Annotated in this window: 36 protein-coding genes and 1 pseudogene; 23 read left to right on the forward strand and 14 right to left on the reverse strand. The window is 35.9% G+C overall.

The features are described 5' to 3' along the window. Positions 1-2 precede the first annotated feature (2 nt). Positions 3-120, reverse strand: a pseudogene (locus AC3WTI_RS17625) (GTP pyrophosphokinase). A 73-nt stretch (positions 121-193) separates the two neighbouring features. Between AC3WTI_RS17625 and AC3WTI_RS17630 the strand changes: the two are divergent. Continuing rightward, positions 194-421: a hypothetical protein gene (locus AC3WTI_RS17630; protein ID WP_000032702.1), complete on the forward strand. Its 228-nt coding sequence runs from the start codon at positions 194-196 to the stop codon at positions 419-421. A 96-nt stretch (positions 422-517) separates the two neighbouring features. Then, positions 518-649: a hypothetical protein gene (locus AC3WTI_RS17635; protein ID WP_087956938.1), complete on the forward strand. Its 132-nt coding sequence runs from the start codon at positions 518-520 to the stop codon at positions 647-649. 36 nt (positions 650-685) lie between these two features. Here the strand turns inward: AC3WTI_RS17635 and AC3WTI_RS17640 are convergent, their stop codons facing one another. Continuing rightward, positions 686-1,480 (reverse strand): YqhG family protein, encoded by a 795-nt coding sequence (locus AC3WTI_RS17640; RefSeq protein ID WP_087956937.1) that lies wholly within the window; start codon positions 1,478-1,480, stop codon positions 686-688. Beyond that, complete coding sequence (locus AC3WTI_RS17645; protein ID WP_001100039.1) at positions 1,467-3,149, reverse strand: DEAD/DEAH box helicase; 1,683 nt, start codon at positions 3,147-3,149, stop codon at positions 1,467-1,469. The genes AC3WTI_RS17640 and AC3WTI_RS17645 overlap by 14 nt, the downstream gene beginning before the upstream one ends. A gap of 390 nt (positions 3,150-3,539) precedes the next feature. On the opposite strand from AC3WTI_RS17645, the gene gcvT reads away from it, so the two are divergent. From gcvT to AC3WTI_RS17705, 12 genes are all read left to right on the forward strand, one after another. Further along, on the forward strand, positions 3,540-4,640 hold the full coding sequence (gene gcvT, locus AC3WTI_RS17650; RefSeq protein ID WP_087956936.1) for a glycine cleavage system aminomethyltransferase GcvT: 1,101 nt from the start codon (positions 3,540-3,542) through the stop codon (positions 4,638-4,640). 20 nt (positions 4,641-4,660) lie between these two features. Continuing rightward, positions 4,661-6,004, forward strand: a complete 1,344-nt coding sequence (gene gcvPA / locus AC3WTI_RS17655) for an aminomethyl-transferring glycine dehydrogenase subunit 1 (RefSeq protein ID WP_492304385.1) — start codon at positions 4,661-4,663, stop codon at positions 6,002-6,004. Continuing rightward, positions 6,001-7,476, forward strand: coding sequence for an aminomethyl-transferring glycine dehydrogenase subunit 2 (gene gcvPB, locus AC3WTI_RS17660; RefSeq protein ID WP_087956935.1), 1,476 nt, complete (start codon positions 6,001-6,003; stop codon positions 7,474-7,476). Before gcvPA ends, gcvPB begins: the two co-directional genes overlap by 4 nt. Before the next feature lie 445 nt (positions 7,477-7,921). After that, positions 7,922-8,125 (forward strand): DUF3929 family protein, encoded by a 204-nt coding sequence (locus AC3WTI_RS17665; RefSeq protein WP_000639160.1) that lies wholly within the window; start codon positions 7,922-7,924, stop codon positions 8,123-8,125. A gap of 70 nt (positions 8,126-8,195) precedes the next feature. Beyond that, positions 8,196-8,387, forward strand: a complete 192-nt coding sequence (locus tag AC3WTI_RS17670; protein ID WP_000535935.1) for a hypothetical protein — start codon at positions 8,196-8,198, stop codon at positions 8,385-8,387. A gap of 118 nt (positions 8,388-8,505) precedes the next feature. After that, entirely contained in the window at positions 8,506-8,880 is a 375-nt protein-coding gene (locus AC3WTI_RS17675; protein ID WP_048531120.1) for a GntR family transcriptional regulator, read from the forward strand. A gap of 3 nt (positions 8,881-8,883) precedes the next feature. After that, a complete protein-coding gene (locus AC3WTI_RS17680; RefSeq protein ID WP_492304386.1) occupies positions 8,884-9,756 on the forward strand; it encodes an ABC transporter ATP-binding protein in 873 nt (290 codons plus the stop codon). Next, positions 9,737-10,405 carry an ABC-2 transporter permease gene (locus AC3WTI_RS17685; RefSeq protein ID WP_087956933.1) on the forward strand — a complete coding sequence of 223 codons (669 nt, stop codon included), beginning with the start codon at positions 9,737-9,739 and terminating at the stop codon, positions 10,403-10,405. Before AC3WTI_RS17680 ends, AC3WTI_RS17685 begins: the two co-directional genes overlap by 20 nt. Positions 10,406-10,419: 14 nt before the next feature. Further along, on the forward strand, positions 10,420-11,052 hold the full coding sequence (locus tag AC3WTI_RS17690; protein WP_097841206.1) for an ABC-2 transporter permease: 633 nt from the start codon (positions 10,420-10,422) through the stop codon (positions 11,050-11,052). A 33-nt stretch (positions 11,053-11,085) separates the two neighbouring features. Next, positions 11,086-11,709: an ABC-2 transporter permease gene (locus tag AC3WTI_RS17695; protein WP_087956931.1), complete on the forward strand. Its 624-nt coding sequence runs from the start codon at positions 11,086-11,088 to the stop codon at positions 11,707-11,709. A gap of 10 nt (positions 11,710-11,719) precedes the next feature. Continuing rightward, positions 11,720-12,319 (forward strand): ABC-2 transporter permease, encoded by a 600-nt coding sequence (locus AC3WTI_RS17700; RefSeq protein ID WP_142286688.1) that lies wholly within the window; start codon positions 11,720-11,722, stop codon positions 12,317-12,319. A 246-nt stretch (positions 12,320-12,565) separates the two neighbouring features. Further along, the gene (locus tag AC3WTI_RS17705) at positions 12,566-12,754 is read left to right on the forward strand and encodes a hypothetical protein (RefSeq protein ID WP_087956930.1); all 189 of its coding nucleotides are present in this window, start codon (positions 12,566-12,568) and stop codon (positions 12,752-12,754) included. Between the two features lie 16 nt (positions 12,755-12,770). Here AC3WTI_RS17705 and AC3WTI_RS17710 read toward each other — a convergent pair whose 3' ends face one another. The 5 genes from AC3WTI_RS17710 to AC3WTI_RS17730 all read right to left on the reverse strand — a co-directional run bounded on the left by AC3WTI_RS17710 (position 12,771) and on the right by AC3WTI_RS17730 (position 15,419). Next, on the reverse strand, positions 12,771-13,028 hold the full coding sequence (locus AC3WTI_RS17710) for a DUF3975 family protein (RefSeq protein ID WP_087956929.1): 258 nt from the start codon (positions 13,026-13,028) through the stop codon (positions 12,771-12,773). Positions 13,029-13,043: 15 nt separating this feature from the next. Then, a complete protein-coding gene (locus tag AC3WTI_RS17715; protein ID WP_000312623.1) occupies positions 13,044-13,358 on the reverse strand; it encodes a DMT family transporter in 315 nt (104 codons plus the stop codon). A 1-nt stretch (position 13,359) separates the two neighbouring features. Beyond that, positions 13,360-13,692 (reverse strand): DMT family transporter, encoded by a 333-nt coding sequence (locus tag AC3WTI_RS17720; protein ID WP_000312339.1) that lies wholly within the window; start codon positions 13,690-13,692, stop codon positions 13,360-13,362. Between the two features lie 71 nt (positions 13,693-13,763). Beyond that, positions 13,764-14,345, reverse strand: coding sequence for a TetR/AcrR family transcriptional regulator (locus AC3WTI_RS17725; RefSeq protein WP_141545909.1), 582 nt, complete (start codon positions 14,343-14,345; stop codon positions 13,764-13,766). A 96-nt stretch (positions 14,346-14,441) separates the two neighbouring features. Beyond that, positions 14,442-15,419, reverse strand: coding sequence for a LacI family DNA-binding transcriptional regulator (locus AC3WTI_RS17730; protein WP_097841205.1), 978 nt, complete (start codon positions 15,417-15,419; stop codon positions 14,442-14,444). A 317-nt stretch (positions 15,420-15,736) separates the two neighbouring features. Here AC3WTI_RS17730 and AC3WTI_RS17735 point away from each other — a divergent pair, with 317 nt between their 5' ends. Next, on the forward strand, positions 15,737-16,273 hold the full coding sequence (locus AC3WTI_RS17735) for a DNA polymerase III subunit delta (RefSeq protein WP_142305867.1): 537 nt from the start codon (positions 15,737-15,739) through the stop codon (positions 16,271-16,273). A 40-nt stretch (positions 16,274-16,313) separates the two neighbouring features. Here AC3WTI_RS17735 and AC3WTI_RS17740 read toward each other — a convergent pair whose 3' ends face one another. Beyond that, entirely contained in the window at positions 16,314-16,697 is a 384-nt protein-coding gene (locus tag AC3WTI_RS17740) for a rhodanese-like domain-containing protein (RefSeq protein WP_048531103.1), read from the reverse strand. 170 nt (positions 16,698-16,867) lie between these two features. On the opposite strand from AC3WTI_RS17740, the gene AC3WTI_RS17745 reads away from it, so the two are divergent. Then, positions 16,868-17,704, forward strand: coding sequence for a lipoate--protein ligase family protein (locus AC3WTI_RS17745; RefSeq protein ID WP_087956925.1), 837 nt, complete (start codon positions 16,868-16,870; stop codon positions 17,702-17,704). A gap of 28 nt (positions 17,705-17,732) precedes the next feature. Here AC3WTI_RS17745 and AC3WTI_RS17750 read toward each other — a convergent pair whose 3' ends face one another. From AC3WTI_RS17750 to AC3WTI_RS17760, 3 genes are all read right to left on the reverse strand, one after another. Further along, positions 17,733-18,572, reverse strand: a complete 840-nt coding sequence (locus AC3WTI_RS17750) for a hypothetical protein (protein ID WP_097841203.1) — start codon at positions 18,570-18,572, stop codon at positions 17,733-17,735. Between the two features lie 200 nt (positions 18,573-18,772). After that, complete coding sequence (locus AC3WTI_RS17755) at positions 18,773-19,444, reverse strand: DUF1048 domain-containing protein (RefSeq protein ID WP_142286690.1); 672 nt, start codon at positions 19,442-19,444, stop codon at positions 18,773-18,775. A gap of 5 nt (positions 19,445-19,449) precedes the next feature. Continuing rightward, positions 19,450-19,767, reverse strand: a complete 318-nt coding sequence (locus AC3WTI_RS17760) for a PadR family transcriptional regulator (RefSeq protein ID WP_061677431.1) — start codon at positions 19,765-19,767, stop codon at positions 19,450-19,452. 156 nt (positions 19,768-19,923) lie between these two features. On the opposite strand from AC3WTI_RS17760, the gene splB reads away from it, so the two are divergent. The 3 genes from splB to AC3WTI_RS17775 all read left to right on the forward strand — a co-directional run bounded on the left by splB (position 19,924) and on the right by AC3WTI_RS17775 (position 22,238). Next, the gene (gene splB / locus AC3WTI_RS17765; RefSeq protein WP_087956922.1) at positions 19,924-20,949 is read left to right on the forward strand and encodes a spore photoproduct lyase; all 1,026 of its coding nucleotides are present in this window, start codon (positions 19,924-19,926) and stop codon (positions 20,947-20,949) included. 144 nt (positions 20,950-21,093) lie between these two features. Next, a complete protein-coding gene (mntR, locus tag AC3WTI_RS17770; RefSeq protein WP_087956921.1) occupies positions 21,094-21,522 on the forward strand; it encodes a transcriptional regulator MntR in 429 nt (142 codons plus the stop codon). A gap of 53 nt (positions 21,523-21,575) precedes the next feature. Then, complete coding sequence (locus AC3WTI_RS17775; RefSeq protein WP_142286691.1) at positions 21,576-22,238, forward strand: HAD family hydrolase; 663 nt, start codon at positions 21,576-21,578, stop codon at positions 22,236-22,238. Here AC3WTI_RS17775 and AC3WTI_RS17780 read toward each other — a convergent pair. Continuing rightward, positions 22,235-22,636, reverse strand: a complete 402-nt coding sequence (locus tag AC3WTI_RS17780) for an SA1362 family protein (protein WP_087956919.1) — start codon at positions 22,634-22,636, stop codon at positions 22,235-22,237. The two genes, AC3WTI_RS17775 and AC3WTI_RS17780, sit on opposite strands and share 4 nt — an antisense overlap. Before the next feature lie 79 nt (positions 22,637-22,715). Beyond that, complete coding sequence (locus AC3WTI_RS17785; protein WP_087956918.1) at positions 22,716-23,636, reverse strand: DUF1385 domain-containing protein; 921 nt, start codon at positions 23,634-23,636, stop codon at positions 22,716-22,718. A gap of 244 nt (positions 23,637-23,880) precedes the next feature. Here AC3WTI_RS17785 and AC3WTI_RS17790 point away from each other — a divergent pair, with 244 nt between their 5' ends. From AC3WTI_RS17790 to efp, 4 genes are read left to right on the forward strand one after another with little or no spacing between them, the layout of a single operon-like run. Further along, the gene (locus tag AC3WTI_RS17790) at positions 23,881-24,369 is read left to right on the forward strand and encodes a YqhR family membrane protein (RefSeq protein ID WP_142286692.1); all 489 of its coding nucleotides are present in this window, start codon (positions 23,881-23,883) and stop codon (positions 24,367-24,369) included. Positions 24,370-24,421: 52 nt separating this feature from the next. Beyond that, complete coding sequence (gene aroQ / locus AC3WTI_RS17795) at positions 24,422-24,862, forward strand: type II 3-dehydroquinate dehydratase (protein ID WP_000757087.1); 441 nt, start codon at positions 24,422-24,424, stop codon at positions 24,860-24,862. 4 nt (positions 24,863-24,866) lie between these two features. Further along, positions 24,867-25,928, forward strand: a complete 1,062-nt coding sequence (gene pepQ, locus AC3WTI_RS17800) for a Xaa-Pro dipeptidase (RefSeq protein ID WP_000411051.1) — start codon at positions 24,867-24,869, stop codon at positions 25,926-25,928. Between the two features lie 21 nt (positions 25,929-25,949). Beyond that, positions 25,950-26,507, forward strand: coding sequence for an elongation factor P (gene efp, locus AC3WTI_RS17805; RefSeq protein WP_029439892.1), 558 nt, complete (start codon positions 25,950-25,952; stop codon positions 26,505-26,507). Positions 26,508-26,516: the final 9 nt, after the last annotated feature.

A 26,516-nucleotide genomic window follows, 5' to 3' on the forward strand; every position in this document is an offset into this window, starting at 1 on the left:
TTTTAGTATATAATAAAGGAAACGCTTTCATTTTTTATTTTGTTCACAAAATGGACGGAAAATCACATATTTACTATCGATATGTTGCTTTATAATGAAACTAATTAAATATACATGCATACAATATTGTGAAATAAATAACATAAATAATTTATATAAATGTAAACGTTATCAAAAGAGAGAGGTGGAGACAATGAGTAAATTTTTCTTCAATCATAATCCAGCAACAGTAGAGGATGGAAGGCTTGTTAAATATGCTGAAATTATTTATGGAGAAGGCGGCCGTTCTGTATTAGAAAATTTAATGGTGAAGGCATCTATCAGATTGCGTGATCGTTATCCGAATAAATCTGACGAACAGATCTCGAACTTAGTAAATAAAGGCATCCATGATATGTTTCAAAAATACGTGAGCGAGTAAGAGTAGCCAATGGCTGCTCTTATTTTTTGTATAAGGATTGTATCTCTAGCTGAAAATAAGGGTGTATTTTGAAAGACATAAGAAGGAGTGGAAAAGATGAGTAATGGAATTGGCCGTTCAAAAGAAAACCTTCCTACTGATGCAAATCATGTGAGTGCAAAAGATCGTGCGCATCAAAAACGTATGGCAAAGCAAAAACAACAAGGGCGTAATGAGGATAGAGGATAACTCAAAAAAAGCTCCTTCTAAAACAGAAGGGGCTTTTTAAGATAAAAAATGATTCGCGGTAACATAAAAAAGTCCGCCATTAATAATTTGCACTGTAATGCGTGGTTCATATTGTTCTTGCAGTGCTTGCTTTTCAATTTCATAGCTTTCGGGAAGTTCATCACTTTCTTCATAAAAACGATTTAAAAGGTCTAAATCGTGATTCCAGCGCACTCTTGCTTCTTTCGCCCACGTATGGTCATCTTCTGCAATAATATTTTTTAAAGCGTCCTCTATACGTTGTAAACCGCTTTGCGGTTTAATGATAGGTGAGAGAGTAAAACAAAAATCAGGTATTTTCGGTGTAAGTTTAATTTTAGTTAATGTTTCATGAAAGTTTGCAATCATTGTGCCAGAAATGAGATGAATACCAATCGAGTGAAGGATGTCCTTTTTTCGATCACATTGATAGGAAACTTTTATATTTACACCGAGCCACGGATGGAGCGGTGTATGTGTTGCTCCGCTATGCCGTACTTCCTCATATAAACGTATGTAAGAGCCTAATTCTTTTGTCGTTTGGAAAATTTGGTGAAGGCGTGGGGAACCGTAGTGAATCAGTTCACCATCGTTTTCTTCATTTTCTGGATTCGTAAGAAGAGTAAGGCGCATCGGATTCGGTACGCCTCCTGTTTTCTCAAGATAGTGCCAATAAAAAGGGCGGTTCATTAATAATTTATCCATCTCAATCGTTAACTGCACATCTAATAAATGAGGAGAACGTTCTAAAATTTCACAGTTATTCGCCTCAAAAAAATTGTATAAGTAATTATGAATTTCATGTTGCTGCATAGCCTTGCACCTCAGCTTCATTTCGTTTCGCAAAGTCGATAATAGATGTTAAGTTTTCCATCTTAATTCGGATTTCTCCTTCGCTTTTTGATTGCGCAAATATTTCTTGAATGTGCGCGTCGATGTTTTTCATATTAATTCTCGTTAAAATTTCATCAAGTTCACCGATAACACGCTCAAATAAATTGATTTTTTCATATAACAGTTTCAAAATATGTTCTTCCACAGTATGTTTTGTAGCTAAGTTATAAATATGAACATCATTCTTTTGACCAAGACGGTGAATACGTCCGATTCTTTGTTCAAGACGCATTGGATTCCATGGCAAATCATAATTGATCATATGGCTACAAAACTGTAAGTTAATCCCTTCACCACCAGCTTCAGTTGCAATTAATACTTGTGCGTGGTTTTGGAAAAGTTCTTTCATCCAATCTTTCTTCCCGCGTTTAAACCCGCCGCGGAATGGAACGGAAGAAATACCGTGTTGTTGTAAAAACCATTGTAAGTACATTTGTGACGCTCGATATTCTGTAAAGATGACGACTTTATCGTCAATTTCTTTTATAAGCTCAAGAGCTTTAGTCGCTTTTGAATTGAAAGGAATATGATTAATTTTGTCCATTAGCACATCAATATGTGGGTCTTTTATGTAATGCTCATTTTCCTTTTGCCTTTTTTCTACATGTTTTTTTAATGAATAATACACAGCCTCGCGACTACTACACGCTTCCCGTTTTAAAGTTAACGATGAGAAAGCAGATGTGAAGGCATCTTGTCCTCGCCAATTCTCGATATCATTATACAAAGCTTGTTCTTGTTCATTAAACTCAACAAAAATTGTACGTACATGTCTCTTTGGCCAATCAATTCCAGTATTATGCCGTCGGTTTCGGACCATCACTTTATTAATAAGAGCTTTTAAATCTTCATCAGATTCCGCAGAACGATTTTTTGAAGCGTAATATTCTTCAAAGTTGGATTGATTGCCTAAATGTCCTGGCTTTAATAAAGAAACAAGGTTGAAAATTTCATCAATCTTATTTTGAACAGGCGTAGCGGTTAATAATAAACAAAATTTCTTTTTTAATCTCTGTGCAAATTCATAGTTTTTTGTTTTATTATTTTTAAGTTTATGTGCTTCATCGATAATAATAAGGTCATATTCTAAGTTCAAAACGATATCGCGATGCGGTGAACGTTTTGCAGTATCAATTGATGATACAATCACATCGGCTTGTTCCCATGAGTAGCTTTTCTTCTGGGCTACAGCGGGAATAAAAAACTTTGTATTTAGTTCGTATGCCCATTGTGATACGAGAGAGGCAGGGACGAGTATAAGCACCTTTTTCACAAGACCGCGGACCATATATTCTTTTAAAATAAGTCCAGCTTCAATTGTTTTCCCAAGTCCCACTTCGTCTGCTAGTATCGCTTTACCATTCATTTGTTCAATGACATTTTGAGCGACTTCTAATTGATGAGGAAGTGGTGTGAAATGAGATAAATGTTTCGGTGCTTGCAATCCATCGAAAGTAGGAACAAGTAATGATTTTTCTGTTTCATAAGCTAAATGATATAAATCCCAGTTTGTCCAAGGGCCATCTTCATCAATTCTATTTAAAAAATTGTTTTGCCACGTTCGATCTACGGAAATATCGACATTCATTACGACTCTCCCACCTTTTATAAACTAAAGTAATTATTAAAAAATCTTTATTTATAACCCTTGTAATAAGGAACTATTACACATACTAAAAGTTAAAGAATAGGTAAAGATAAAGGGCTAAATTTTGAAAGTTGTATTTACTAAGATTAAGAATAAAAAATTCTAAATTATTTTTTATGCTAGAATATTGATGAAATATAGCGAATAATGTTAGGATAATGGTGTGAAATGTGTGGAATCTTTCGTATTTTATCCAAGAAAGTGATTTTTTATTTACGCTTTCATAAAAAAATATAAGGAGATTCCGTATATCCTATCTTTTCAGAGTGAAAATGTTTAGATAAGGGAAACAACTTTTATTGATTTGTCAGAGCATAAGGGGGAGAGAGCATGATTACATTACAACGTACACCGTTATTTGATGTATACGCGAAGTATGGTGGGAAAACAATCGACTTCGGTGGTTGGGAGTTACCAGTTCAATTTTCAAGCATTAAAGAAGAACATGAAGCTGTACGTACAGCGGCAGGTTTGTTCGATGTGTCTCATATGGGAGAAGTTGAGGTAAAAGGTGTAGATAGTTTAGCATTTTTACAACGTGTTGTTACAAATGACGTTTCTACCTTAAAGGTAGGAGGCGCACAATATACAGCTATGTGCTACGAAAATGGTGGTACAGTAGATGATTTATTAATCTACAAACGTGGTGAAGAGGACTATTTATTAGTAATCAACGCATCAAATATCGAGAAAGATTACGAATGGTTAGCTAGCCATGTAATTGGCGATGCGAAAGTAGTCAATGTTTCTAGTGAAGTTGCACAGCTTGCAATTCAAGGACCAAAAGCAGAAGGCATTTTACAAAAAGTTGTATCAGAAGATTTGAAAGAAATTAAGTTCTTTAAATTTAAAAACGATATTCTTGTAGATGGAATTCCAGCACTTGTATCTCGCACGGGTTACACAGGTGAAGATGGATTTGAAATTTACTGTAAGAGTGAAGATGCTGCAAAACTTTGGGAGAAACTTCTTGAAGTTGGAGCAGAAGAAGGCTTAAAAGCATGTGGTTTAGGTGCTCGTGATACACTTCGATTCGAAGCGACATTACCACTTTACGGTCAAGAGTTATCAAAAGATATTACACCGATTGAAGCTGGAATTGGCTTTGCGGTAAAACCAAATAAAGAAGCAGACTTCTTTGGAAAAGCAACGTTAAAAGAGCAAAAAGAAAACGGTGCGCCTCGTAAGTTAGTCGGCATCGAAGTAATCGAACGTGGAATTCCTCGTACGCATTACCCTGTATTTATTGGAGAAGAAAAAATCGGGGAAGTAACGAGTGGTACACAATCTCCAACGTTAAAGAAAAGCATTGGTTTAGCACTAATTGATGTAAAATACGCAGCAGTTGATACAGAAGTAGAAATTGAAATTCGTAATAAACGCGTCAAAGCAGTAGTTGTTCCAACACCATTTTATAAACGTTCAAAGTAACGGGGAGAGGGGTAGATTTCATGTTGCATCGTTATCTTCCAATGACAGAAGAAGACAAAAAAGAAATGTTACAAACGATCGGCGTTCAAACGATCGATGAGTTATTCTCTGATATTCCAGAGAGCGTTCGTTTTAAAGGGGATTTAAAAATTAAAGAAGCAAAATCAGAGCCAGAGCTTTTAAAAGAGTTAACTCAAATGGCTAGTAAAAATGCTAACTTAAAAGAGTACGCTTCTTTCTTAGGAGCAGGCGTATACGATCATTACGCCCCAGTAATCGTAGATCATGTTATCTCTCGCTCAGAATTTTATACAGCTTACACGCCATACCAACCGGAAATTTCACAAGGGGAATTACAAGCAATTTTTGAATTCCAAACAATGATTTGTGAATTAACAGGAATGGATGTAGCAAACTCTTCTATGTACGACGGAGGTACAGCTTTAGCTGAAGCGGCAATGCTAGCAGCTGGCCATACTCGTAAAAAGAAAATCCTTGTATCTAGCGCAGTTCATCCAGAATCAAGAGCAGTACTTGAAACGTATGCAAAAGGTCAACATCTTGAAGTTGTTGAAATTAATCATAAAGATGGTGTAACAGATTTAGACGTATTACAAAGTGAAGTAGATGATACAGTTGCTTGTGTAATCGTTCAATATCCAAACTTCTTCGGACAAGTTGAAAAATTAGCTGATATTGAAAAAATCGTTCATCAACAAAAATCATTATTTATCGTTTCTTCAAATCCGTTATCATTAGGCGCATTAACACCACCAGGAAAATTTGGTGCTGATATTGTAATCGGTGATGCACAACCATTTGGTATCTCAACGCAGTTTGGTGGACCGCACTGTGGTTACTTTGCAACAACGAAAGCATTTATGCGTAAAATTCCAGGACGTCTTGTCGGACAAACTGTAGATTCAGATGGTAAACGTGGATTCGTATTAACGTTACAAGCTCGTGAGCAGCATATTCGCCGTGATAAAGCGACGTCTAACATTTGTTCAAACCAAGCGTTAAATGCATTAGCAGCATCAGTTGCAATGACGGCACTTGGTAAACAAGGCGTGAAAGAAATGGCACGACAAAACATTTCTAAAGCACAATATGCAAAACGTCAATTTGAAGCGAAAGGCTTCACTGTAACATTTGCTGGACCATTCTTCAATGAGTTCGTTGTAGATTGCAAGCGTCCAGTGAAAGAAGTAAACGATGCATTATTACAAAAGAATATTATCGGCGGTTACGACCTAGGCCGTGATTATAAAGAGCATGAAAACCATATGCTTGTAGCAGTAACTGAGCTTCGTACAAAAGAGGAAATTGACACACTTGTAAACGAAATGGGGGCTATCCAATGAAGAACCAAGACCAAGCACTTATCTTTGAAGTGAGTAAAGAAGGACGCATAGGATATAGCCTACCAAAATTAGATGTAGAAGAAGTGAAACTAGAAGATGTATTTGAGAGCGATTATATTCGAGTAGAAGATGCAGAGTTACCAGAAGTATCTGAACTTGATATTATGCGTCATTATACAGCACTTTCAAACCGTAACCACGGTGTTGATTCTGGATTTTATCCACTTGGATCTTGTACGATGAAATATAATCCGAAAATTAATGAGAATGTAGCTCGTTTCGCAGGATTTGCAAATATTCATCCGTTACAAGACGAAAAGACAGTACAAGGTGCAATGGAATTAATGTACGACTTACAAGAGCATTTAATTGAAATTACAGGTATGGATACTGTTACATTACAACCAGCAGCTGGTGCACACGGAGAATGGACGGGCTTAATGTTAATTCGTGCATACCATGAAGCAAATGGTGACTTTAACCGTACGAAAGTAATTGTTCCTGACTCTGCTCACGGAACGAATCCAGCATCTGCAACTGTAGCTGGTTTTGAAACAATTACAGTAAAATCAAATGAACATGGTCTTGTTGACTTAGAAGATTTAAAACGTGTTGTAAACGAAGAAACAGCAGCACTTATGTTAACAAACCCTAATACATTAGGTTTATTTGAAGAAAATATTTTAGAAATGGCAGAAATCGTCCATAACGCAGGCGGTAAATTATACTATGATGGTGCAAACTTAAATGCGGTATTAAGCCAAGCGCGCCCAGGAGATATGGGATTTGACGTTGTGCATTTAAACCTTCATAAAACATTTACAGGTCCTCACGGCGGCGGTGGCCCAGGTTCTGGTCCAGTAGGTGTGAAAGCTGATTTAATTCCGTACTTACCAAAACCAATTTTAGAGAAAACGGAAGATGGCTATCGCTTTAACTATGATCGTCCAGAAGCAATTGGGCGCGTAAAACCATTCTACGGTAACTTCGGAATTAACGTTCGTGCATACACATACATTCGTTCTATGGGTCCAGATGGATTACGTGCAGTAACGGAGTATGCGGTATTAAATGCGAACTATATGATGAGAAGATTAGCACCATTCTATGATCTTCCGTTCGATAGACATTGTAAGCATGAGTTTGTATTATCAGGTCGTCGTCAAAAGAAACTTGGTGTACGTACATTAGATATTGCAAAACGTCTGCTTGATTTCGGTTACCATCCACCAACAATTTACTTCCCATTAAATGTGGAAGAATGTATTATGATTGAACCGACAGAAACAGAATCAAAAGAAACATTAGATGGTTTCATTGATAAGATGATTCAAATTGCTAAAGAAGTAGAAGAAAATCCAGAAGTTGTACAAGAAGCACCTCATACAACAGTCATTAAACGTTTAGACGAAACGATGGCTGCACGTAAACCGGTTTTACGTTATGAAAAGCCAGCTCCTGTACAAGTTTGATTAGAATAATGAAGAAAGAACTCGCTATATGCGGGTTCTTTTTTTGTATGGAGAATCTGTCCCACATTAACGGGCAGTAAAACTCCCACCTCAAAAATCGGCTGGTGCAAAGGAGTTAGGTGGGAGATAAACTGCCCGTAAATGTCCGATTGGTTCAACTAATAATCAGTGGGGATGAACAAAAATCCCCCACTGATTAAAGTTTCACTTTATGCAGAAGTGGTGAAGAAAATGTTAAAATTTTATATTTTTTGTTTCATAATGGTATAAAGAAGCAGTTTCATAGGTGATTTTGTTGAAAAAGTCAGTTTGATAAAAGTATTTATTTTTGTTAGAATTTTATTGAAATTAAGAAGATGTAATGAGATAGGAATGACTCATTTTTATGTATATGTGAAAAAACGAGCAAGCTGGGGGTGAAAATGTGGGATATCGGTGTTATAGAATGATATACCATTTAGAAAACGGAAAAACGATTAAAGATGTAAAAGAATTTTGTTATAGAGATCAAGGAAAAGTACTAGAAAGAGTAGCACATCGCGTAATGGATAATAGAGAAGTGACGGCAATTGATAAGCAAGGAACGATCATTTCAATAGCATGTGAGGACATTGTAAAGGTGGAACTTGATTACATAACAGAAAGTTAACCTTGAGTCATATCGAATTATTCGATAAAATATACTGTTGAATGGTGAAGTGAGAAGAGAGGAGTTTATCATGGGTAGTACAAGACACTTTTATATGTTTATCTTAGCGTTTGTTCTTGTTGTCGCATTAACGATTTATTTAATTGTTGATAGCACTTGGTACAACACAGTTCATCCTGCGTTCCTTCTGTTTATGTATGTAGGAATTGCGGTAGTGAGTTTTGGAATGAGAGATGAGATGTTAGATCGCTTTGAAAAGTGATACATATACGAAAGACCAACAGGAAAATGTTGGTCTTTTTTTCTTGCCAAAAATAGGATGGTGTGTATATACTGTATATATAAGGTATATACAGTATATACACACACTGGAGGAAAACATGAATATTATTATTTCGAATTCTTCCCAAGACCCTATTTATGTACAAATAAGAAAACAATTAAGCCAGCTTATTTTAAATGGTGGTTTAAAGGGTGGAGACCAATTACCGTCTATTCGTAGCTTAGCAAAAGAATTACAAATTAGTGTAATTACAACGAAGCGTGCGTATGAGGAGCTTGAAAAAGAAGGATATATAGAAACTGTTGCTGGGAAGGGGACTTATGTTTCACGTAAAAATAATGAACTACTAAAAGAACAGCGAATTCGTCTATTGGAAAGTAAAGCGGAAGAGATTGTAAATGAAAGTAAAGCGTTGCAGCTTTCACTTGAAGATTTACAGCAGATGATTGCGTGTTTATATGAGGGGGAATAAAGGGTGTTAGAGCTAAACAACGTTTGTAAAAGTTATCAAGATTTTGCAGTGAAAAATATAAGTTTTACATTACCACGCGGATATATTATGGGATTTGTCGGGCCAAATGGGGCAGGGAAAAGTACGACGATCAAAATGATTATGAATTTAATTCGAAAAGATAGCGGCGATATAAAAATTTTTGACAAGGACAATAAGAAAGCCGAAAAGGAAATAAAACAAAATATTGGTTTTGTATATGATGAAAATCATTACTACGAAGATTTAACGTGTGAACAAATGAAACGTATTATTGCACCGTTATATAAAAAGTGGGACGAAGAGCAGTATCAATCGTATATGCATAGATTGCAAGTTCCGAAGTATAAAAAAATTAAAGAATTATCAAAAGGGATGAAAATGAAATTTGCGATTGCTATCGCGTTTTCACATCACGCAGAGTTTATCATTATGGATGAACCGACAGCAGGATTAGATCCAGTTGTCCGAAGTGAATTACTTGATATGTTGCAAGAAATTGTAATGGAAGATGAAGTATCTGTATTATTCTCAACGCATATTACAACAGACTTAGAGCGCATCGCAGATTATATTACGTTTATCAACGATGGAGAAATTATATTTACTGGTGAGAAAGATGAACTAATGGAGAACTATGTAATCGTAAAGGGAAGTAATGATTTATTAGATCGAGAAGGAAAAGAATTATTTGTTGGATTACGAAAAAATAAATTTGGTTTCGAAGGTTTAGCGAAGGATAAACAAGCAATCATAGATTGGTTTGGGAATGAGGTTGTACTAGAAAAGCCTACATTAGATGATATTATCGTTTACACTGCGAAAGGGAGAGGTGCCTATGCGTCAGCTCATTTATAAAGATTTGTTCTTTTTTCGGGTGATGTGGTTAGTGTATTTAATTATGCCGTTTGTATTATTTATGTTAGACCCAAGTGTTGAATTGTTATTTTCGATGAGTTGTCTATTTATAACCCTTTCTTCCGTTATGACGTTAACCTTTATGGATGAAAGGAATAAAAGTGACATTATTATAAATAGTTTGCCGGTAAGTCGAAAGGATATCATAATTGCTAGATATATTTCCTGTGCAATATTTATTGTTGGTGGCATGCTCTCTACGATGTTAGTTGTTTTTCTTATAAGGGGCATTGCGGTTATTGGTGATATCGGTGTATATCATCCTAATTTATACATTGAAATTCCGTGGTATGAAGTAATAAATGGAGCTGTTTACGCCATATTTTTTGTTGTAATATTCTTTCCTAGTTATTATGGTACAAAATCGAAGGTAGTAAGAAGTATAGTATCAGCAGCCTCAATAGGAGTGGGAGGGATACTTTGGATATTTATTAGTGATGGGCTAAATAAAACAGCGCTTTCATTCATTGAATGGATTATGAATCCTATGCATGTTGCTGTATTTATAGTTGGATTTATTACATTAGTTAGTATTTATATCGTTTCTATGTTCCTTACAATTAAAATTTATGAAACACGTGATTTATAGAGAGGAGAATTCATATGCAACAGTTGATTTTGAAGGAGTTTTTCTTACAGAAGAAGATGTTTCCTTTCTATTTTTTAATACCCATTATATCTATTTTTAAGAATTCCGTCGACCCGATGGGGATTGCAATAGGATTATTTATAACATGTAGTACAATTATTTATATTTCTTTTTATCATGAGGAGAAAAGTAAAACAGAAAAAGTATTAGTGAGTTTGCCTATAACGAGAAAAGAGATAGTTATAGCTAAATATATTTCAAGCTCATTATTTATTATAGCTGGTTTGAGTATAACTTTTATAGTCATAATATTAGGAAATATTTTATTGGACAGAGATATAGTTATTCCTGGATATGCAGTGTTTTCAGCAATAGTAGCAACTTTAATTTATTGTGTAGTAACGATACCTGCTAATTACATTGGAGGATATAAAGCTATTACTGTCTTGAATGTGATTATGATTTTTCCTTTAATGGGTATGATTGGTCTTATGTGCAATGTTTTTGGTGATAAAACAATTATGTTAAAAGTACTTCACTCTCAAGTGGCTACACAAGCGATGGGTGTTCTTGGTATCGGAGTGTTAGTGAGTATACTCGTATCAATGTTCCTCTCAATGAAAATGTTTCAGGAGGCAGAGTTATAGAAGGGACATTTCCATATTAGGAGGTGTAATACCATGATCAAGCAATTAGTTTTAAAAGATATGATGATGCAAAGAAAGTTAGGGTTTGTTTATCTTATATGTTTCTTGTTCCTGCTCATTGTTGATTTTCGTAGTGATAGTTTTTTGATGACATTTAGTATGTTTATACCTGCTCTTGGCATGATACTGTCAATGAGTTATGAGGGGGAAAATAAAAGTGAACTTATAGTAAATAGTTTACCGTTTGACCGTAAAGATATTGTCATAGGGAAATATATATTTGTAAGTATGTTAGTTGCTCTAGGTGGATGTTTCTCACTAGTGGTTGGTTTAATACAGCTACAAAATGAGCATATGACTGGAGTTATGCTGTGGGGAGAAATTCTTGGAGGTATAACAGGTGGGTTTGTTTGTAGCATAATTGTACTTCCGATTGAATTCTCGGTAGGATATAGCAGTGCCAAACAAATTGCTCCCTTCATCGGAATTGCATTTGGGTATTTAAGTGGACTAATTGTAAGTAAAGTATGGTTAGATGTAGAAAATGCTTGGAGCATGAGTCTAGTCGTAAATAGTTGCTTTATAGCAGGATTGCTTCTTTTATATGTTATGTCTATGTTACTCTCAATTAACTTGTATAATGAGCGTGATTTATGAGGGGAGGAGAATGGCTTTGGTACAACTAATTTTAAAAGATTTCATCATTCAATGGAAATTTTTAATTTGGTACATACTGTATCCTGTTTTCTTTTATATGGCTTTAACAGATACGGAAAATCTCTTCATAATTATGTCAGTAATTATTACAGTTGGGGCAACAGTAAAAACATTTGAAGAGGATAGTAAAAATGAGAGTGAAGTCATATTAAATAGTTTGCCAATATTAAGAAAGCAGATTGTATATGCGAAATATATAGTAGCAATGATTATTCTTTTTATAAGCGCAACGGTTGGTTGTTTCACGATGGGAATAAAGAATGGGGTTAACCTATTTGAATTTATTGAAACGACAATGGTTGCTAGTATTAGCTTTATTTTAATGTATTTAAGTTTTGTTTTACCAATATCGTTTTGGTTAGCATATAAAAAAACTATTTTTATTGCGATTTTTATATTGATAGCACCTATGGCTGTTTCTTCTATTTTCTTTGGAATCAACCTAGAACAAATTCAATTATATAACAGCATGTTATTCGTTAGTTCGATATGCATGTTCATAGTATCTATCTTCGTTTCAGTGAAATTGTATGAGAAGAGAGAATTTTAAAAGGTGCCTTATGTAAGGCACCTTCTTCAATAACGACAATAGGAAAGTAAGAGTTTATAAACAGAGAGGCTGTTTGGCACAACATCTTTTGGAGTATGTAATATAAAGCTGAAAACGATAACGAGAATGAGAAAGAGGAAAAATAAAAATAGAATCTGCTTATGTATAGAATTTTGCATATTATTCACTCCTTTTTTAGGTAGTATGTCCAAAAGAAAGGAGTGTATGAAAAATGTTAGGGGGAGAATGATGAATAAAAGAAAATGGTTATATAGAATAGGGATATTTTTATTTTCAATTGGTCTCGTATTAGCAAATTTTTACTCAGATATACCATCACCATTTCCTAATTTGCATAAAGGGGTTGGTATAAGTGTTGTCATCGTTGGTCTTCTTTGTCTTATCACATCAAACTTCTACAGAAAGTCTCAATAATTATAAAAAAGGACAGTTACTCTTTTTCAGAAGTAATGTCCTTTTTAAATAATTTATTCCATAGTTTGGCGATACTCCATATAATGACGATTGCAATAGAGGCAATAATGGACCAAACAATTGATATCATTTCAAGTGTCATGTTAGGAAGGAATGTGAGAATGGATATTACTTTATGAAACAATGATTCTATTATATGAAAACTTATTTGTAATAGAATGACGATACTAAGTGTGATCCATGCTAACATTTGTTTTCCTTTTTCTTTCCACATGACATTCACCTCACGTTAGCTTAATAGTTTTAAGCCAACAGCGCCGCATAGAATGCAGCTTAAGAAGGCAAGGCGACGCCAATCCGCTGATTCACGGAAAATGAGAATACCTAGAAGTGCACTTCCGGCAGTTCCGATTCCAGTCCAAATCGCATAAGCAGTTCCCATCGGTAATGTATTCATCGCAAGTGATAAGAAGAAGAAGCTTACGCCGAAATTAGCGATCAAAATAACTTTTGGTGCCCAGCCTTTCTTTTCAGTGGCTACTTTCATAAAGAGTACACCAATAATTTCACAAATACCAGCTAGAATTAAAAATACCCAAGCCATTTTATGCGGCCTCCTTCGCTTCTTTTTCTTCTGTTACTCGTTTTAAACCAATTACGCCGAAGAAGATTAAGCCGATTAATAAAACTTTTACAATAGAGAAAGGTTCTCCGAAGATGAAAATCTCTGTCAGAACGATCCCGCCAGCTCCGATTCCTGTAAAGACGGCGTATACAGTGCCGACAGGTAAATCTTTATAAGCTCTAAATAATAAAACGAAACTAATTGTAATTAATAACGCAACACCAGCCCATTCAAGTGGTGCCTCCGCTTTTTTTAGTCCAATGACCCAAAAGATTTCAATAATACCAGCTATGATTACATAAATCCATGCCATATGTTATTTCTCCTTCCTACCAGTCGTTAGGTAAAGGGCTTAAAAACGACGCATTGCAAAGGAGCAATCCGTCAGTTTGAAAGGCCTCGCCAAAATACTTGCCAAGAGGCGTTTAAACGAGTCTCAAAGCGATTTAAACCTGCGAATAGTAGTTCAACCATAAGTCCGTCTAGTAAGCATAGAAAAGCTTCTAGAGCGTCTTCTACTTCAATGTTATGCAGTTCACTTTGCTCGTTTGCCCGTTTAAATATAGGGAATAAAAGTTTTCCGACGTTCTCAATGTGTGTATTCGCTTTTTCGATAATTTGTTCGCGAAATGCATCAGGCGGAAAATAAGAAGTTCGTAACCAAAACATTGATTCTTCACTTTCACCAAATCGTTTTGCATAGCCCTTTAGTAACTGTAAGAGCAATTCTTCAGTAGACGAATTTGAAAATTTTTCGATATCGTCAGTGAAGCTCTGTAAATCTTTTTGAAGAGCGGATTCTAAGCATATAAAATATAGCTCTTCTTTTCCTTTAAAGTGTGCGTAAATCGATGGCTTTTTAATCCCAACTTCTTGAGCAATATTTGCTAATGAAGTTCCTTCGTAGCCGTAGCGTGCGAAATGAGAAAGTGCTACAGCTTTAATGCGGTTTGCTGTCATTTTCATCCCCTACCTACCGTTCGTTAGGTTCATTATATGAGATGGAAAATATAAAGTCAATAGGTAAAGAACTGAAAAAGAGCGTTATAGGTAACGCCCTTTTTAGATAGTCTCTCGCTCAATTAAATGGAATGAAAGCTCTTTTGCGCTACCGACAATTTGCTCGCTCTGAATCTGCTTATGGAATAAAGAAAAAGCATGTGAGCCCATTGCGAGACCGGGATGTTCAATTGTGGAAATTTCTAACGCCTTTGAAATTTCATGGTTATCAAATCCAAGGATAGCAAGGTCTTCGGGTACTCGAATGCCATGTTTTCGAGCCTCTGTTAATAAACCAGCTGCAACTTGATCGTTCGCTGTAAAAATAGCGGTTGGACGATTTTTCATGTTTAAAATACGATGGAGTATTTGTGCACCGTCTTGCATTGTATAACATTGATGAAAAATCCATTCGGGATGTAAGGTTTTTCCTTCGTTACGAAGTGTATCGGCAAATGCTTTTTCACGTTCCATAGAATTTACACTTGTTTTTCTTGCTAAACAAATCCCGATTTTTTCATGGCCTTTACTAAGTAAATAGGCGGTGCCGAGACGGAAGCCTTCATAATGATCTACGTAGACAGATGAAATGAGGGGGTGGTTCATTTTTTCGCATGAAATAATAGGGGCAAATTTTGCGAAAGGTTCAATTTGTTCCCATGAACTCGTTCGAGAGCAAATAATCATCCCGTCGAATTGTTTCATTTTCATCATTTCAAGAACACGAATTTCTTCAATACTATCGTAATTTGTTTGGCATAAATTAATGTGATATCCAGCAGCTAACGCTTCGTTTCCGATTCCTTCAATAATGGTACTGAAGTATGGAAGGTTAATGAAAGGGAGCATAACGCCGATCGTATATGTTTTTCCCTTTATTAAATGAATAGCATTTATATTTTTTGCGTAGTTCAATTCTTCAACAGCATCTAGAACACGCTTACGCTTTTCTTCTTTTACGTAAGGGTGATTATTAAGGACGCGGGAAACAGTTGATATGGATACACCAGCAGTTTTTGCAATTTGTTTTATATTGGCCATATGTATCACCTCTTCCCCTTATTATAAAGGGAAAATAATAAGAATGAAAAAATCTTGACCTGAAAAGCTTTTCACAAACTATGTTATAAACATGACTTCTGTTATTCGCGTAACCTTTTTATTTGGGCGTGAGAATGATGGGGTCTTTTTTTGCGTATATAAAAGAGGTTTTGTCAAAATGTGTGAGAATAACGTGGAAAGTTTTCAAAGGGGGAGTTTGGTAGCGAAGCGAATATGAAGAGCATATAAACGCTTCGTTCGTTAAGAGAGCGGTATGAAAGGGCGGAAACAAATTGAAAAAAAGAATCATTTGTTTCGTGTTTTCTAGTTTCGTGCTTAGTTCGTGTTCGTTTCAGCAAACGATGCAAGAAGAAAAACCCTTTGTGAGAACAACAGGAGGAACTATGGATCGTGTTACGGATCCAATTCCGCTGAAGGAGCTTCCAAAATATTTTCCGGTGAAATATAAAGTTCCGGCGTTTTTACCGTATGACATTATGAGTAATGTGAAGGGAGAAGTCAGAACGATTGGAACAAAGAAAGCTGTCTTAATGATTAAATATAAACAGCGGGAGCCGGGGAGAAATGAGTATATTGAGTTAAATGTTGCAAACTTTCCTTATAGTTTTCCATATATCGTGGACGAGAAGCGATTTCAAGAACAAATGAAATTGAATAACGGAGCATTCGCTTATTTTAAAAATAAGGATGGCTCTGGGCAAGGAGATGAATTTGCTACGCTTATATGGAAAGAGAAAGGACTTGAATATCAGCTCTTGTATCGTAATGCACAAGAGAATGATCAAGATGTGATTACGAAAAATTTATTATACATTGCAAATAATATGGAATGAAAAAAACTAGCTGAATCATTCAGCTAGTTTTTGTATGTTATTATTTCTTTTTAATTTTTCCAGTCCACGTTTTGAATCCACCTTGTAATTGGTAGAAATCTTTGTAGCCCTGTTTCTTTAAGTATTGAGCCGCACGACCAGTACGGAATCCGCTTTGGCAGTATAAGTAAACTGGTTGATCCTTACGAAGTTCTTTATGGCGAAGGCGAATTTGTGATAACGGAATGTTACGTGCGCCTAAAATATGCCCTGCAGTATATTCGTCTGCTTCGCGAATATCGATAAGCTGTGCTTTACGGTAGCCAGCGCGAAACTCTTCTTCTGAAAGTGTTTTAATTAATTTTTTCTGATAGAAATACATCCATACAGTGTAACCGATGAACGCTACGATTACGGCTAATAAAATAATCCAAGTTGTTGACACGATTCTATCGCTCCCTTTTTTCTTATCCTACTTTCAATATTATAATGCCCGTATGTATTTATGCAACAGATTCATTTGCATATAAGAAGAAATTTCGTATTCTTTCACAAATTTTGTCGAATTTGGTAGACTAGAGAATGTGAAAAATAATTGGTTATATGAGGTGCAGGATGGGAAAAGAAAAATGGTGTTATATTAACTCTGGTCAATGTTCACCGGCATTTAATATGGCGTTAGATGAATGTTTATTAAATTGGCAAAGTGAAAAGAAAATGCCACCAACTATTCGTTTTTACGAATGGGAAGTACCAACATTAACAGTCGGGTATTTCCAGCGTGTGGAAAAAGATATTAATATGGATGTAGTTAAGGAAAAGAAATATGGATTCGTTCGTCGTCAAACAGGCGGCAGGGGTGTACTACATGATAAAGAATTAACGTACAGTGTTATTGTGTCTGAAGATCATCCGAATATGCCAAAAACAGTTACAGAAGCGTATCGTGTTATTTCGCAAGGTTTACTAGACGGTTTTAAAGCATTAGGGTTAGAAGCGTATTATGCAGTTCCAAAAACAGAAGCAGATCGTGAAAATTTAAAAAATCCACGCTCAGGCGTATGTTTTGATGCACCATCTTGGTATGAAATCGTAGTAGAAGGAAGAAAAATCGCAGGTAGTGCTCAAACACGTCAAAAAGGTGTTATTTTACAGCACGGATCGATTCCGTTAGAAATAGATTTAGATGAGTTATATGATCTGTTTTTATTCCCGAATGAACGTGTAAAAGAACGTATGAAGAGTATGTTCTCTTCTAAAGCGGTAGCAATTAATGAATTAACAGACCGTACGTTTACAATCGATCAGTTAATTAAAGCGTTTGAGGTTGGGTTTGAAAAAGGATTAGATGTAGAGCTTGTTCCGTATGAATTAACAGAAGAACAATTACATGAAGTACAAACATTAGCAAAAGAGAAGTATGAAAGTAAAGAATGGAATTATAAAAAATAAGAGGTGGCAATTGCCACCTCTTATTTTTTTATAGTAAATTAAGTACTTTTTCTACTTTGATTCCTTTATCTTGTAAAGAACGAAGGCGATTTACAACGTCCATAATTTCTTTGTCAAATGTAACGCTAATACCTTGGCTTTGTAGTTCTTGTTTTAATCCTTCAATAGAATCATCTATGTCGATGCCAAGCTCGTAATCTTGACAAACTTCAATTGTCTTTTTCACGAGTTTCACATAATTTTCTTGTAGTTTTGTATTTGTTTCAGTCAAAGCAGGTTGCTTCGGTTTTGCAGGCGCAACCGGTGCTGTCTCTTGCTTTGTAACTGGAGTTGGTACTGCTTTTTTCACAGGTGCTGGAGTAGATAATTCCACAGCTGCTTCTACACTTACTGGCTTCGGCGTTGGTACCGGAGTAGGTTTAGGTGCTACAGGTGTTTCTACTCGCGTAACAGGTTTTGGAGCCGGTGTAACTGCTTTTGGAGCTTCTACAACTATTTCTTTTTTCGGAGTAGCTTCTACAACAGTTTCTTCTTGCTCAGCAGCTTCTTTATTCTCTTTGCTCCACATAACGCGTTCAACTTCTAGAGAAACATTGTTTTTATTCATCGCTGTTAATGTAACTTTACCAACTTCAGCGTTCCCAGTGAAATCAACAATTTTATAAATAACACTCTTGTTCCAATCCACGTTTCCGCTCAAAAATAATTCTTCGTTACATTTTGGCGTTAAGCCCTCGATTTTAATTTCTGCGTTTACACCGTTTTCACTATATACCATAATTAGCGAAGCATTTACATCTTCGTCTGCTAACATTAGTTCACGTACCATTTTGCCGGTGCGTACTTGCGTTTTCTTCTTAACTGACATCTAATTTCTCCTCTCAAAAATTCAGTAATAATAAAAAAATCGTATAACGAAAAATAATTGCTCACGAAGATTTATGATACCGATAATAAAAGCATCACGTCAACAATTAACTTTAATTATTTTGCATTTTTCTTATTTTCTTTATGAAATTTTTCAATTTGTAAAATTAGACAGAAGAAAAACAGCCTTTTGAAAGGCTGTTAAAAATTTGATTTTTTATATAGTAATTTATATAAAACAAAAAATAAGATAGCAATTAAGGCATTTTGCCAAAATGTTAAATGATAAATGAGATAAGGTTGCTTTTTAAAATAAACATGTAAAAATACAGAGGCGCAAAATGGAGTAGCGAACGTAAATCCAAATAGAATTCTTCTTTTCCAAGTCGTTTTTTGATCAAAGGAGTAACGCTTTAAAAAATACAAAATAAGCAGTATTCCTAGAATAATGAGTGAAACAGACAAAATGGTTCCAGGGACACTAAAAGCTGGAGTGAAGTGTTCCGTATTCTTTCCAAAAGTTAAAATGAAAAATGAAACAATTGCATCGATTCCAAACTGTATAGCAAGAAGTAAACTAATAGCAAAACCGATTATAGAAGTTTTTTCTAACTTTGTTTGGGTTGGTAAAGCTGATATAAGTTCATCGCAATAAGACTGTAAATCATCTCCAAATATGTCATAAGCATTTTTATTTTCTGTTTGTGCTTCGATGAGATGATCTAATATTTCTAGTAACAGTTCCTCCATTTGTTGCTCGGGTACGTTTGATATTCGAAGATATACTAACATATCACCATAAGCAGCTTCGTTTTCAGGTGTTAAGAGTTCTCGTTTTTTGTTGTTTAATTCAACCATGTCTTTCGCCTTCATCCCTATCACTCCCCTTGTAATAAATTGTTTACGGTTGTTGAAACCATTCCCCAGCTTTGTTTAAATTCTTCAAGCTGTTCTAATCCTTTTTCGGTTACGTGATAATATTTACGTTTTGGACCGAGTGAGGAGGCTTTTAATGTTCCTTCAATCAATTTTTCTTTTTGCATACGTAACAATAACGGATATATGCTTCCTTCGCTTACGAATGTAAATCCGTGTTTGTTTAATTTTGTACTCAGCTCATATCCGTACACTTCTTCTTGTGAAATGATGTATAGGATACAACCTTCGAGCACGCCTTTTAACATTTGGCTGTGCATGATTTCACCACCTTTTATTCAGGTAACTTGCCTTGCAAGGTAGCTGATATCCAAATTATAACAGTCGGTAACTTGTAACGCAAGTTACTGAAGTGGAAAACTTTAATACGTGTTAAAGTTTCAACGTTTCCCATACTAACGAGAGGAGGGAAGCGTATGAAACCATTTATGCCAAAACTCGTTTACTTTGAACCGAAGGCACTTGAATATCCACTTGGAAAAGAGTTATATGAGAAGTTTACGAAGATGGGATTAGAAATTCGTGAAACGACATCGCATAATCAAATTAGAAATTTACCAGGTGAAAATGATTTGCAAAAGTATCGTAATGCAAAGGCAACGCTTGTCGTTGGGGTGAGGAAGACATTAAAGTTCGATACGTCAAAACCGTCAGCTGAATATGCAATTCCGCTTGCAACAGGGTGTATGGGGCATTGCCATTATTGTTATTTGCAAACGACACTTGGGAGTAAGCCTTATGTTCGCGTGTACGTTAATCTTGATGAAATATTTGGGAAGGCACAGCAATACATGGATGAAAGAGCACCTGAAATAACAAGATTTGAAGCGGCTTGTACATCAGATATCGTTGGGATTGATCATTTAACACATGCATTAAAGCGGGCGATAGAGTTTGTTGGAGAAAGTGAATACGGGCGTTTACGTTTCGTTACGAAGTATTCGCACGTTGATCATTTGTTAGACGCAAAACATAACGGGAAAACTCGTTTCAGGTTTAGTATTAATTCACGGTATGTAATTAAAAATTTTGAGCCGGGGACATCGCCGTTTGAGGAACGAATTGAAGCGGCTCGTAAAGTAGCAGGAGCCGGTTATCCGCTTGGCTTTATAGTTGCGCCACTTTATATGCATGAAGGGTGGGAAGAAGGATACCGTGAACTATTTGAGCGACTGTACAATGCGCTAAAAGATTTGTCGATACCGAATTTAACGTTTGAATTAATCCAACATCGCTTTACAAAACCGGCAAAAAAAGTCATTCAAGAGCGTTATCCGAATACGAAACTTGAAATGGATGAAGAGAAGCGTAAATATAAATGGGGACGATATGGAATCGGGAAATACGTTTATAAAAAAGATGATGCGGAAGTATTAGAAGAAACAATAAGAGGTTATATACATGAGTTTTTTCCTGATGCAGAAATACAATACTTTACTTAAGAGGAGTCTGTATGCAAATACAGATTCTTTTTTGTTTTATATAATTAGGCTTGTTTTCAACTTGTCACGTTATTCTTTCTGGTGTATCATTTTATTGATTGCTTCGTACGGAATGAGCAAAATGAAATTGGATGGAGGAAACCGATGCCTACCCCTAGTATGGAAGATTATATTGAACAAATTTATTTGTTGATTGATGAAAAGGGTTATGCCCGCGTATCTGATATTGCTGAAGCGCTTAGTGTACATCCATCCTCTGTAACAAAAATGGTGCAAAAATTAGACAAAGATGAATATCTAATTTATGAAAAATATAGAGGGCTTGTATTAACATCAAAAGGTAAAAAAATTGGAGAACGTCTCGTATATCGTCATGACTTGCTAGAGCAATTTATGCGTATTATCGGTGTGGATGAAAGCAAGATTTACAATGATGTAGAAGGAATTGAACATCATTTAAGTTGGGAAGCGATTGACCGCATTGGTGATTTAGTGCAATACTTTGAACAAGATGAGGTTCGAGTGGAAACTCTTCGTGGCGTTCAAAAAGCGAATGAACAGAAAAGCAATTAAGGGGAACGTATGTCGTTTCCTTTTTTATTTCAACTGAAAAGGATGGGAGAATTATGAAAGCAATTATTTTTGATTTTGATGGATTAATTGTGGACACAGAAACAATATGGTTTCACTCTTTCAGAGACGCCGTTCGTGAGTACGGTGGGGAGTTACCTTTAGAGGAATTTGCAAAATGTATTGGAACGACAGATGATGTACTGTATACGTATTTAAATGAGCAATTAAAAGAGAAATTTAACAAGCATGCATTAAAAGAAAAGGTGAAAACTTTACATAAAGAGAAAATGAAAGTACCAGAAGCTCGTGACGGGGTAAAAGAATATTTAGAAGAAGCGAAAGAAATGGGATTAAAAATTGCATTAGCTTCCAGTTCATCTAGAGATTGGGTTGTTTCTTTTTTGGAAGAGCTACAAATTCGAGATTATTTTGAAGTCATTAAAACGAGAGAAGATGTTGAAAAGGTAAAACCGGACCCAGCACTTTATCAAATTGCGATAAAAGATTTAGGGATTGATCCGTCTGAAGCTGTTGTATTTGAAGACTCGTTAAACGGATTGAAAGCAGCGATTGCAGCAGGATTAAAGTGTGTTGTTGTACCGAATGATGTAACGCGGAATTTACCTTTTGAAAATCATCACCTTCGAATTGAAAGTATGAAAGATAAAAGTTTGAAAGAAGTACTGCAAAATATAAAAAAAGACCGTATTTCCTAAAAGGAAGCACGGTCTTTCTTTTTTGTTTTTTTGCCTTCAATGACAGTTAAATGAGATTGTTTTCTTTTACGCTTCAAAGTGGAAGGAGTGCCTTTTTTTCCTTTGTCAGTAGAAGCGTTTGATTTAAAGAAAGAATTGCTTAGGGGTGCTACATTTTGTTTCCCATGTTTGCGGTTCGATTGTTTTGCAGCACGCTTATAAGAGCTTTGCGAATTTGCAGAACCACTAGAGTTTGTAAACATTTTGTAGAGTAAATAAAAGATACCAACGACAGCCAACATGATACCAATATTTCTTAACACTCCCATTGGATCTGTAATGACAGATGAAACAAGGCCGAATATTGCTAATCCGATAATAAGCACAAATATAGCGAAAGTAAACGAACGACCGTTCATAAGGAACACCTCCTAAAAACATATATTAAAAATAGTATATTAACGATGAGGAAAGGAGTTGAACACCATTTTTAAATAATTATTGTTTGTTTTCTAAACGTAATAATTCTTCAAACGATGCAATGGCTACTTCCACTTGATCATCTGTTGGTTCTTTCGTTGTTAATAGTTGCAGCCATAATCCGGGATATCCAAGTATGCGTAATACTGGAATATCGCGTAATCGATTCGTAAATTGTAACACTTCAAAAGAAATGCCGAGAACGACTGGAATTAATAAAATTCGGTTTACGACTCTGGCCCAAAGTGGATCTGTAGGGACAAGGAAGTAAACAAACATTCCAATAATGACTGTAAATATAATAAAGCTACTGCCACAACGATAATGAAGGCGAGTTTGTTTTTGAACATTTTCTACAGTCATCGGAAGATTATTCTCATAGGCATTAATTACTTTATGCTCCGCACCATGGTACTGAAATACCCGCTTGATAAGTGGGGTTAAAGAAATAAAGTATATATAGCTCAATAATAGCATGAGCTTAATGACACTTTCGACAATGATTTGCCCTGTATGAGAGGGGAAAATCGGTCTCGTTAATTCAGCTAGTAGTGCAGGAACTGCTGTGAAAATGACTTTACCGAATATGAAAGATAAAACACCAACTGCTGCAACTCCTAATACCATCGTTAATTTCGATTGTTCTTCTTTTTTATTTGCAATTTGTTCGTCTTCTTCTGGGTGGACATCAAATCGTTCTGAAGCAAAGTTTAAATGTTTTGCTCCGTTCGCACTTGCATCCACAATAGCGGCAATCCCTCGTAAAAATGGAATTTTTTTTAGGATAGATAATGCTTTATTACGAACGCGTGGTAATCGATAAAATTCAATTGATTTATCTTTACGACGAACCGCTGTAACAGTATATTCTCTACCGCCAAACATAACTCCTTCTATGACTGCTTGCCCGCCATATATTTGTTTTGACTCTTCTGCCATGTTAACACCAACCTGTATTTGTTTCTCTCTTATGTAGAAAAAGAGGCAATTGTCATACTGGGTTCTGTCGTTTTGAAATAAGACAATCACCGAGTTTCCTTTATTTTATCGACAAATACAAGTATATGACAAGGAAAAATGTTACGAGAGTCGGACATTTCTTATTCTTTTTATAGACAAATTTCGCAGTATTTAAACATGGTTCAAAATAGTTTCGGGCATACTATTGAGCGGAGGTGTCGATGTGAGTCAAGAACAATTAGGAACAAGGAATTTTGTACAAATTGGTTTATTTGGTGGACTCTTTTGGGGAGGGATATGGTATTTCCTTCATATATTTTCATTTACGGAAGCGGGACCGAACTATTTACTTTTACCATTTGCCTTTGGAAGCTGGAAAGAAGGGGTATGGGGCAATGTGTCAGGAATTGTTTGTATGGGACTACTTTCGATTTTAATTGCCTTTTTATACAAAGCGTTTTTGGCAAAGTTTGAAGGAATTCTTCCAGGGATGATTTACGGTTTATTTTGGTGGGCGTTACTATTTTTCGGAATGGGGTTAATAGCGCCTGCTATTAAAAGTGCACTCCATTTACCGAAAGAAACGATTGTGACGACGATATGCATTTTTATATTGTATGGTGTGTTTATAGCATACTCTGTTTCCTACGCTGTAAATACGGATAAGGCCGAGCGAGAAGGGGAAGAGAAGACAAACTATTCAAATAAGTAACTCCTATGTTAAAATGTTGTATAGATATTTAATATTAAGGAGTTTTAAGCATATGAAAAAGGTACTCCTCGTAAACGGTCCTAACCTAAATCGCCTCGGTGTTAGGGAGGTAAATGTATATGGAAAGGGCACGCTAGCGACACTTGAAGCAGATATGAAGCAAGAAGCAGAAACAATGGGAGTGGAGTTAGAATGTTTCCAATCGAATCATGAAGGTGCGATTATCGATCGTATTCATGAGGCGGAAGATATATATGAAGGGATCATTTTAAATCCTGGAGCATTTACGCATTATAGCTATGCGATTCGAGATGCAATTGCGAGCATTTCGATTCCTGTTATTGAAGTACATATTTCTAACATTCACCAGCGTGAGTCGTTCCGTCACGAATCTGTGACAGCAGCTGTTTGTGCGGGACAAATTGTTGGATTTGGTTTTTATGGCTATAAGTTAGCGTTATTTGCATTAATGGAGAAATTGAGGGAGGCATAAAGTAATGGAGAAAATCGAAAGATTAAGAAGTGCATTTGATGAGGCTGGTATTGATGGTATTTTGTTAACAAATGAACATAGTCGTAGATATATGGCTAACTTTACAGGAACAGCTGGTGTTGTACTGATTTCGAAAAATCGTGCTCAATTTATTACAGACTTCCGTTACGTAGAGCAGGCTACTAAACAAGCTGTTGGATATGAGATTGTACAGCATGCAGGATTAATTATCGATGAAGTTGCAAAGCAAGTGAAGGAACTAGGAATTCAAAAGCTTGGCTTTGAGCAAGATACTCTTACATATAGTTCTTATTCAGCTCATAAAGAAGCGATCGATGCTGAATTTATCCCAACTTCTGGGCTTGTAGAAAAGTTACGCTTGATAAAGACTGATTCAGAGATTAAGATATTAAAGGAAGCTGCACAGATTGCAGATGCTGCCTTTGAACATATTCTATCATTCATTCGCCCGGGAGTATCTGAAATTGAAGTGTCAAATGAACTTGAATTTTTCATGAGAAAACAAGGAGCAACATCTTCTTCGTTTGATATTATCGTTGCTTCAGGTCTTCGTTCGGCATTACCGCACGGCGTGGCATCTGAAAAAGTGATAGAAACAGGAGATTTCGTTACATTAGACTTCGGCGCTTATTACAAAGGGTATTGCTCTGATATTACTCGTACGATCGCAGTTGGTGAACCATCTGATAAATTGAAAGAAATTTATAATATCGTTTTAGAAGCACAATTACGTGGTGTGAACGGTATTAAAGCTGGTTTAACAGGCCGTGAAGCGGATGCGTTAACGCGCGATTACATAACGGAAAAAGGATACGGTGAATACTTCGGACACTCTACTGGTCATGGAATCGGTCTTGAAATCCATGAAGCACCAGGTTTAGCGTTCCGTTCTGATACAGTTCTTGAACCAGGTATGGCTGTAACAGTAGAACCAGGTATTTATATTCCAGGTATTGGCGGCGTACGTATTGAAGATGATATCATTGTAACAAGTGAAGGTAATGAAGTAATTACGAAATCACCAAAAGAACTTATTATTTTGTAATACACAGGAGGATTTTTTTACATGATTTCAGTAAACGATTTTCGTACAGGTTTAACAATTTCAGTGGATAATAGCCTTTGGCAAGTACTTGATTTCCAACACGTAAAGCCAGGTAAAGGTGCTGCATTCGTTCGTTCTAAGCTACGTAACCTTCGCACAGGTTCTGTTCAAGAGAAAACATTCCGTGCAGGTGAGAAAGTAGAAAAAGCACACATCGAAAACCGTCGTATGCAATACTTATACGCAAGCGGTGAGGCTCACGTATTTATGGATAACGGAACTTATGAGCAAATCGAACTTGGTGAAAACCAAATCGAGCGCGAGCTTAAATTCCTAAAAGAAAACATGGAAGTATCTATTATGACTTACCAAGGAGAAGTACTTGGTGTTGAACTTCCAAACACAGTTGAATTACAAGTTACAGAAACAGAGCCAGGTATTAAAGGAGATACTGCTTCTAACGTAACAAAACCAGCTACATTAGAAACTGGTCTTGTTGTACAAGTACCAATCTTCATTAACGAAGGCGAAATGCTTATCATCAACACTGGTGAAGGTAAATACGTTTCTCGTGCATAGTAAAAAAGC

This window comes from Bacillus sp. EB106-02-03-XG38, assembly GCF_058792175.1.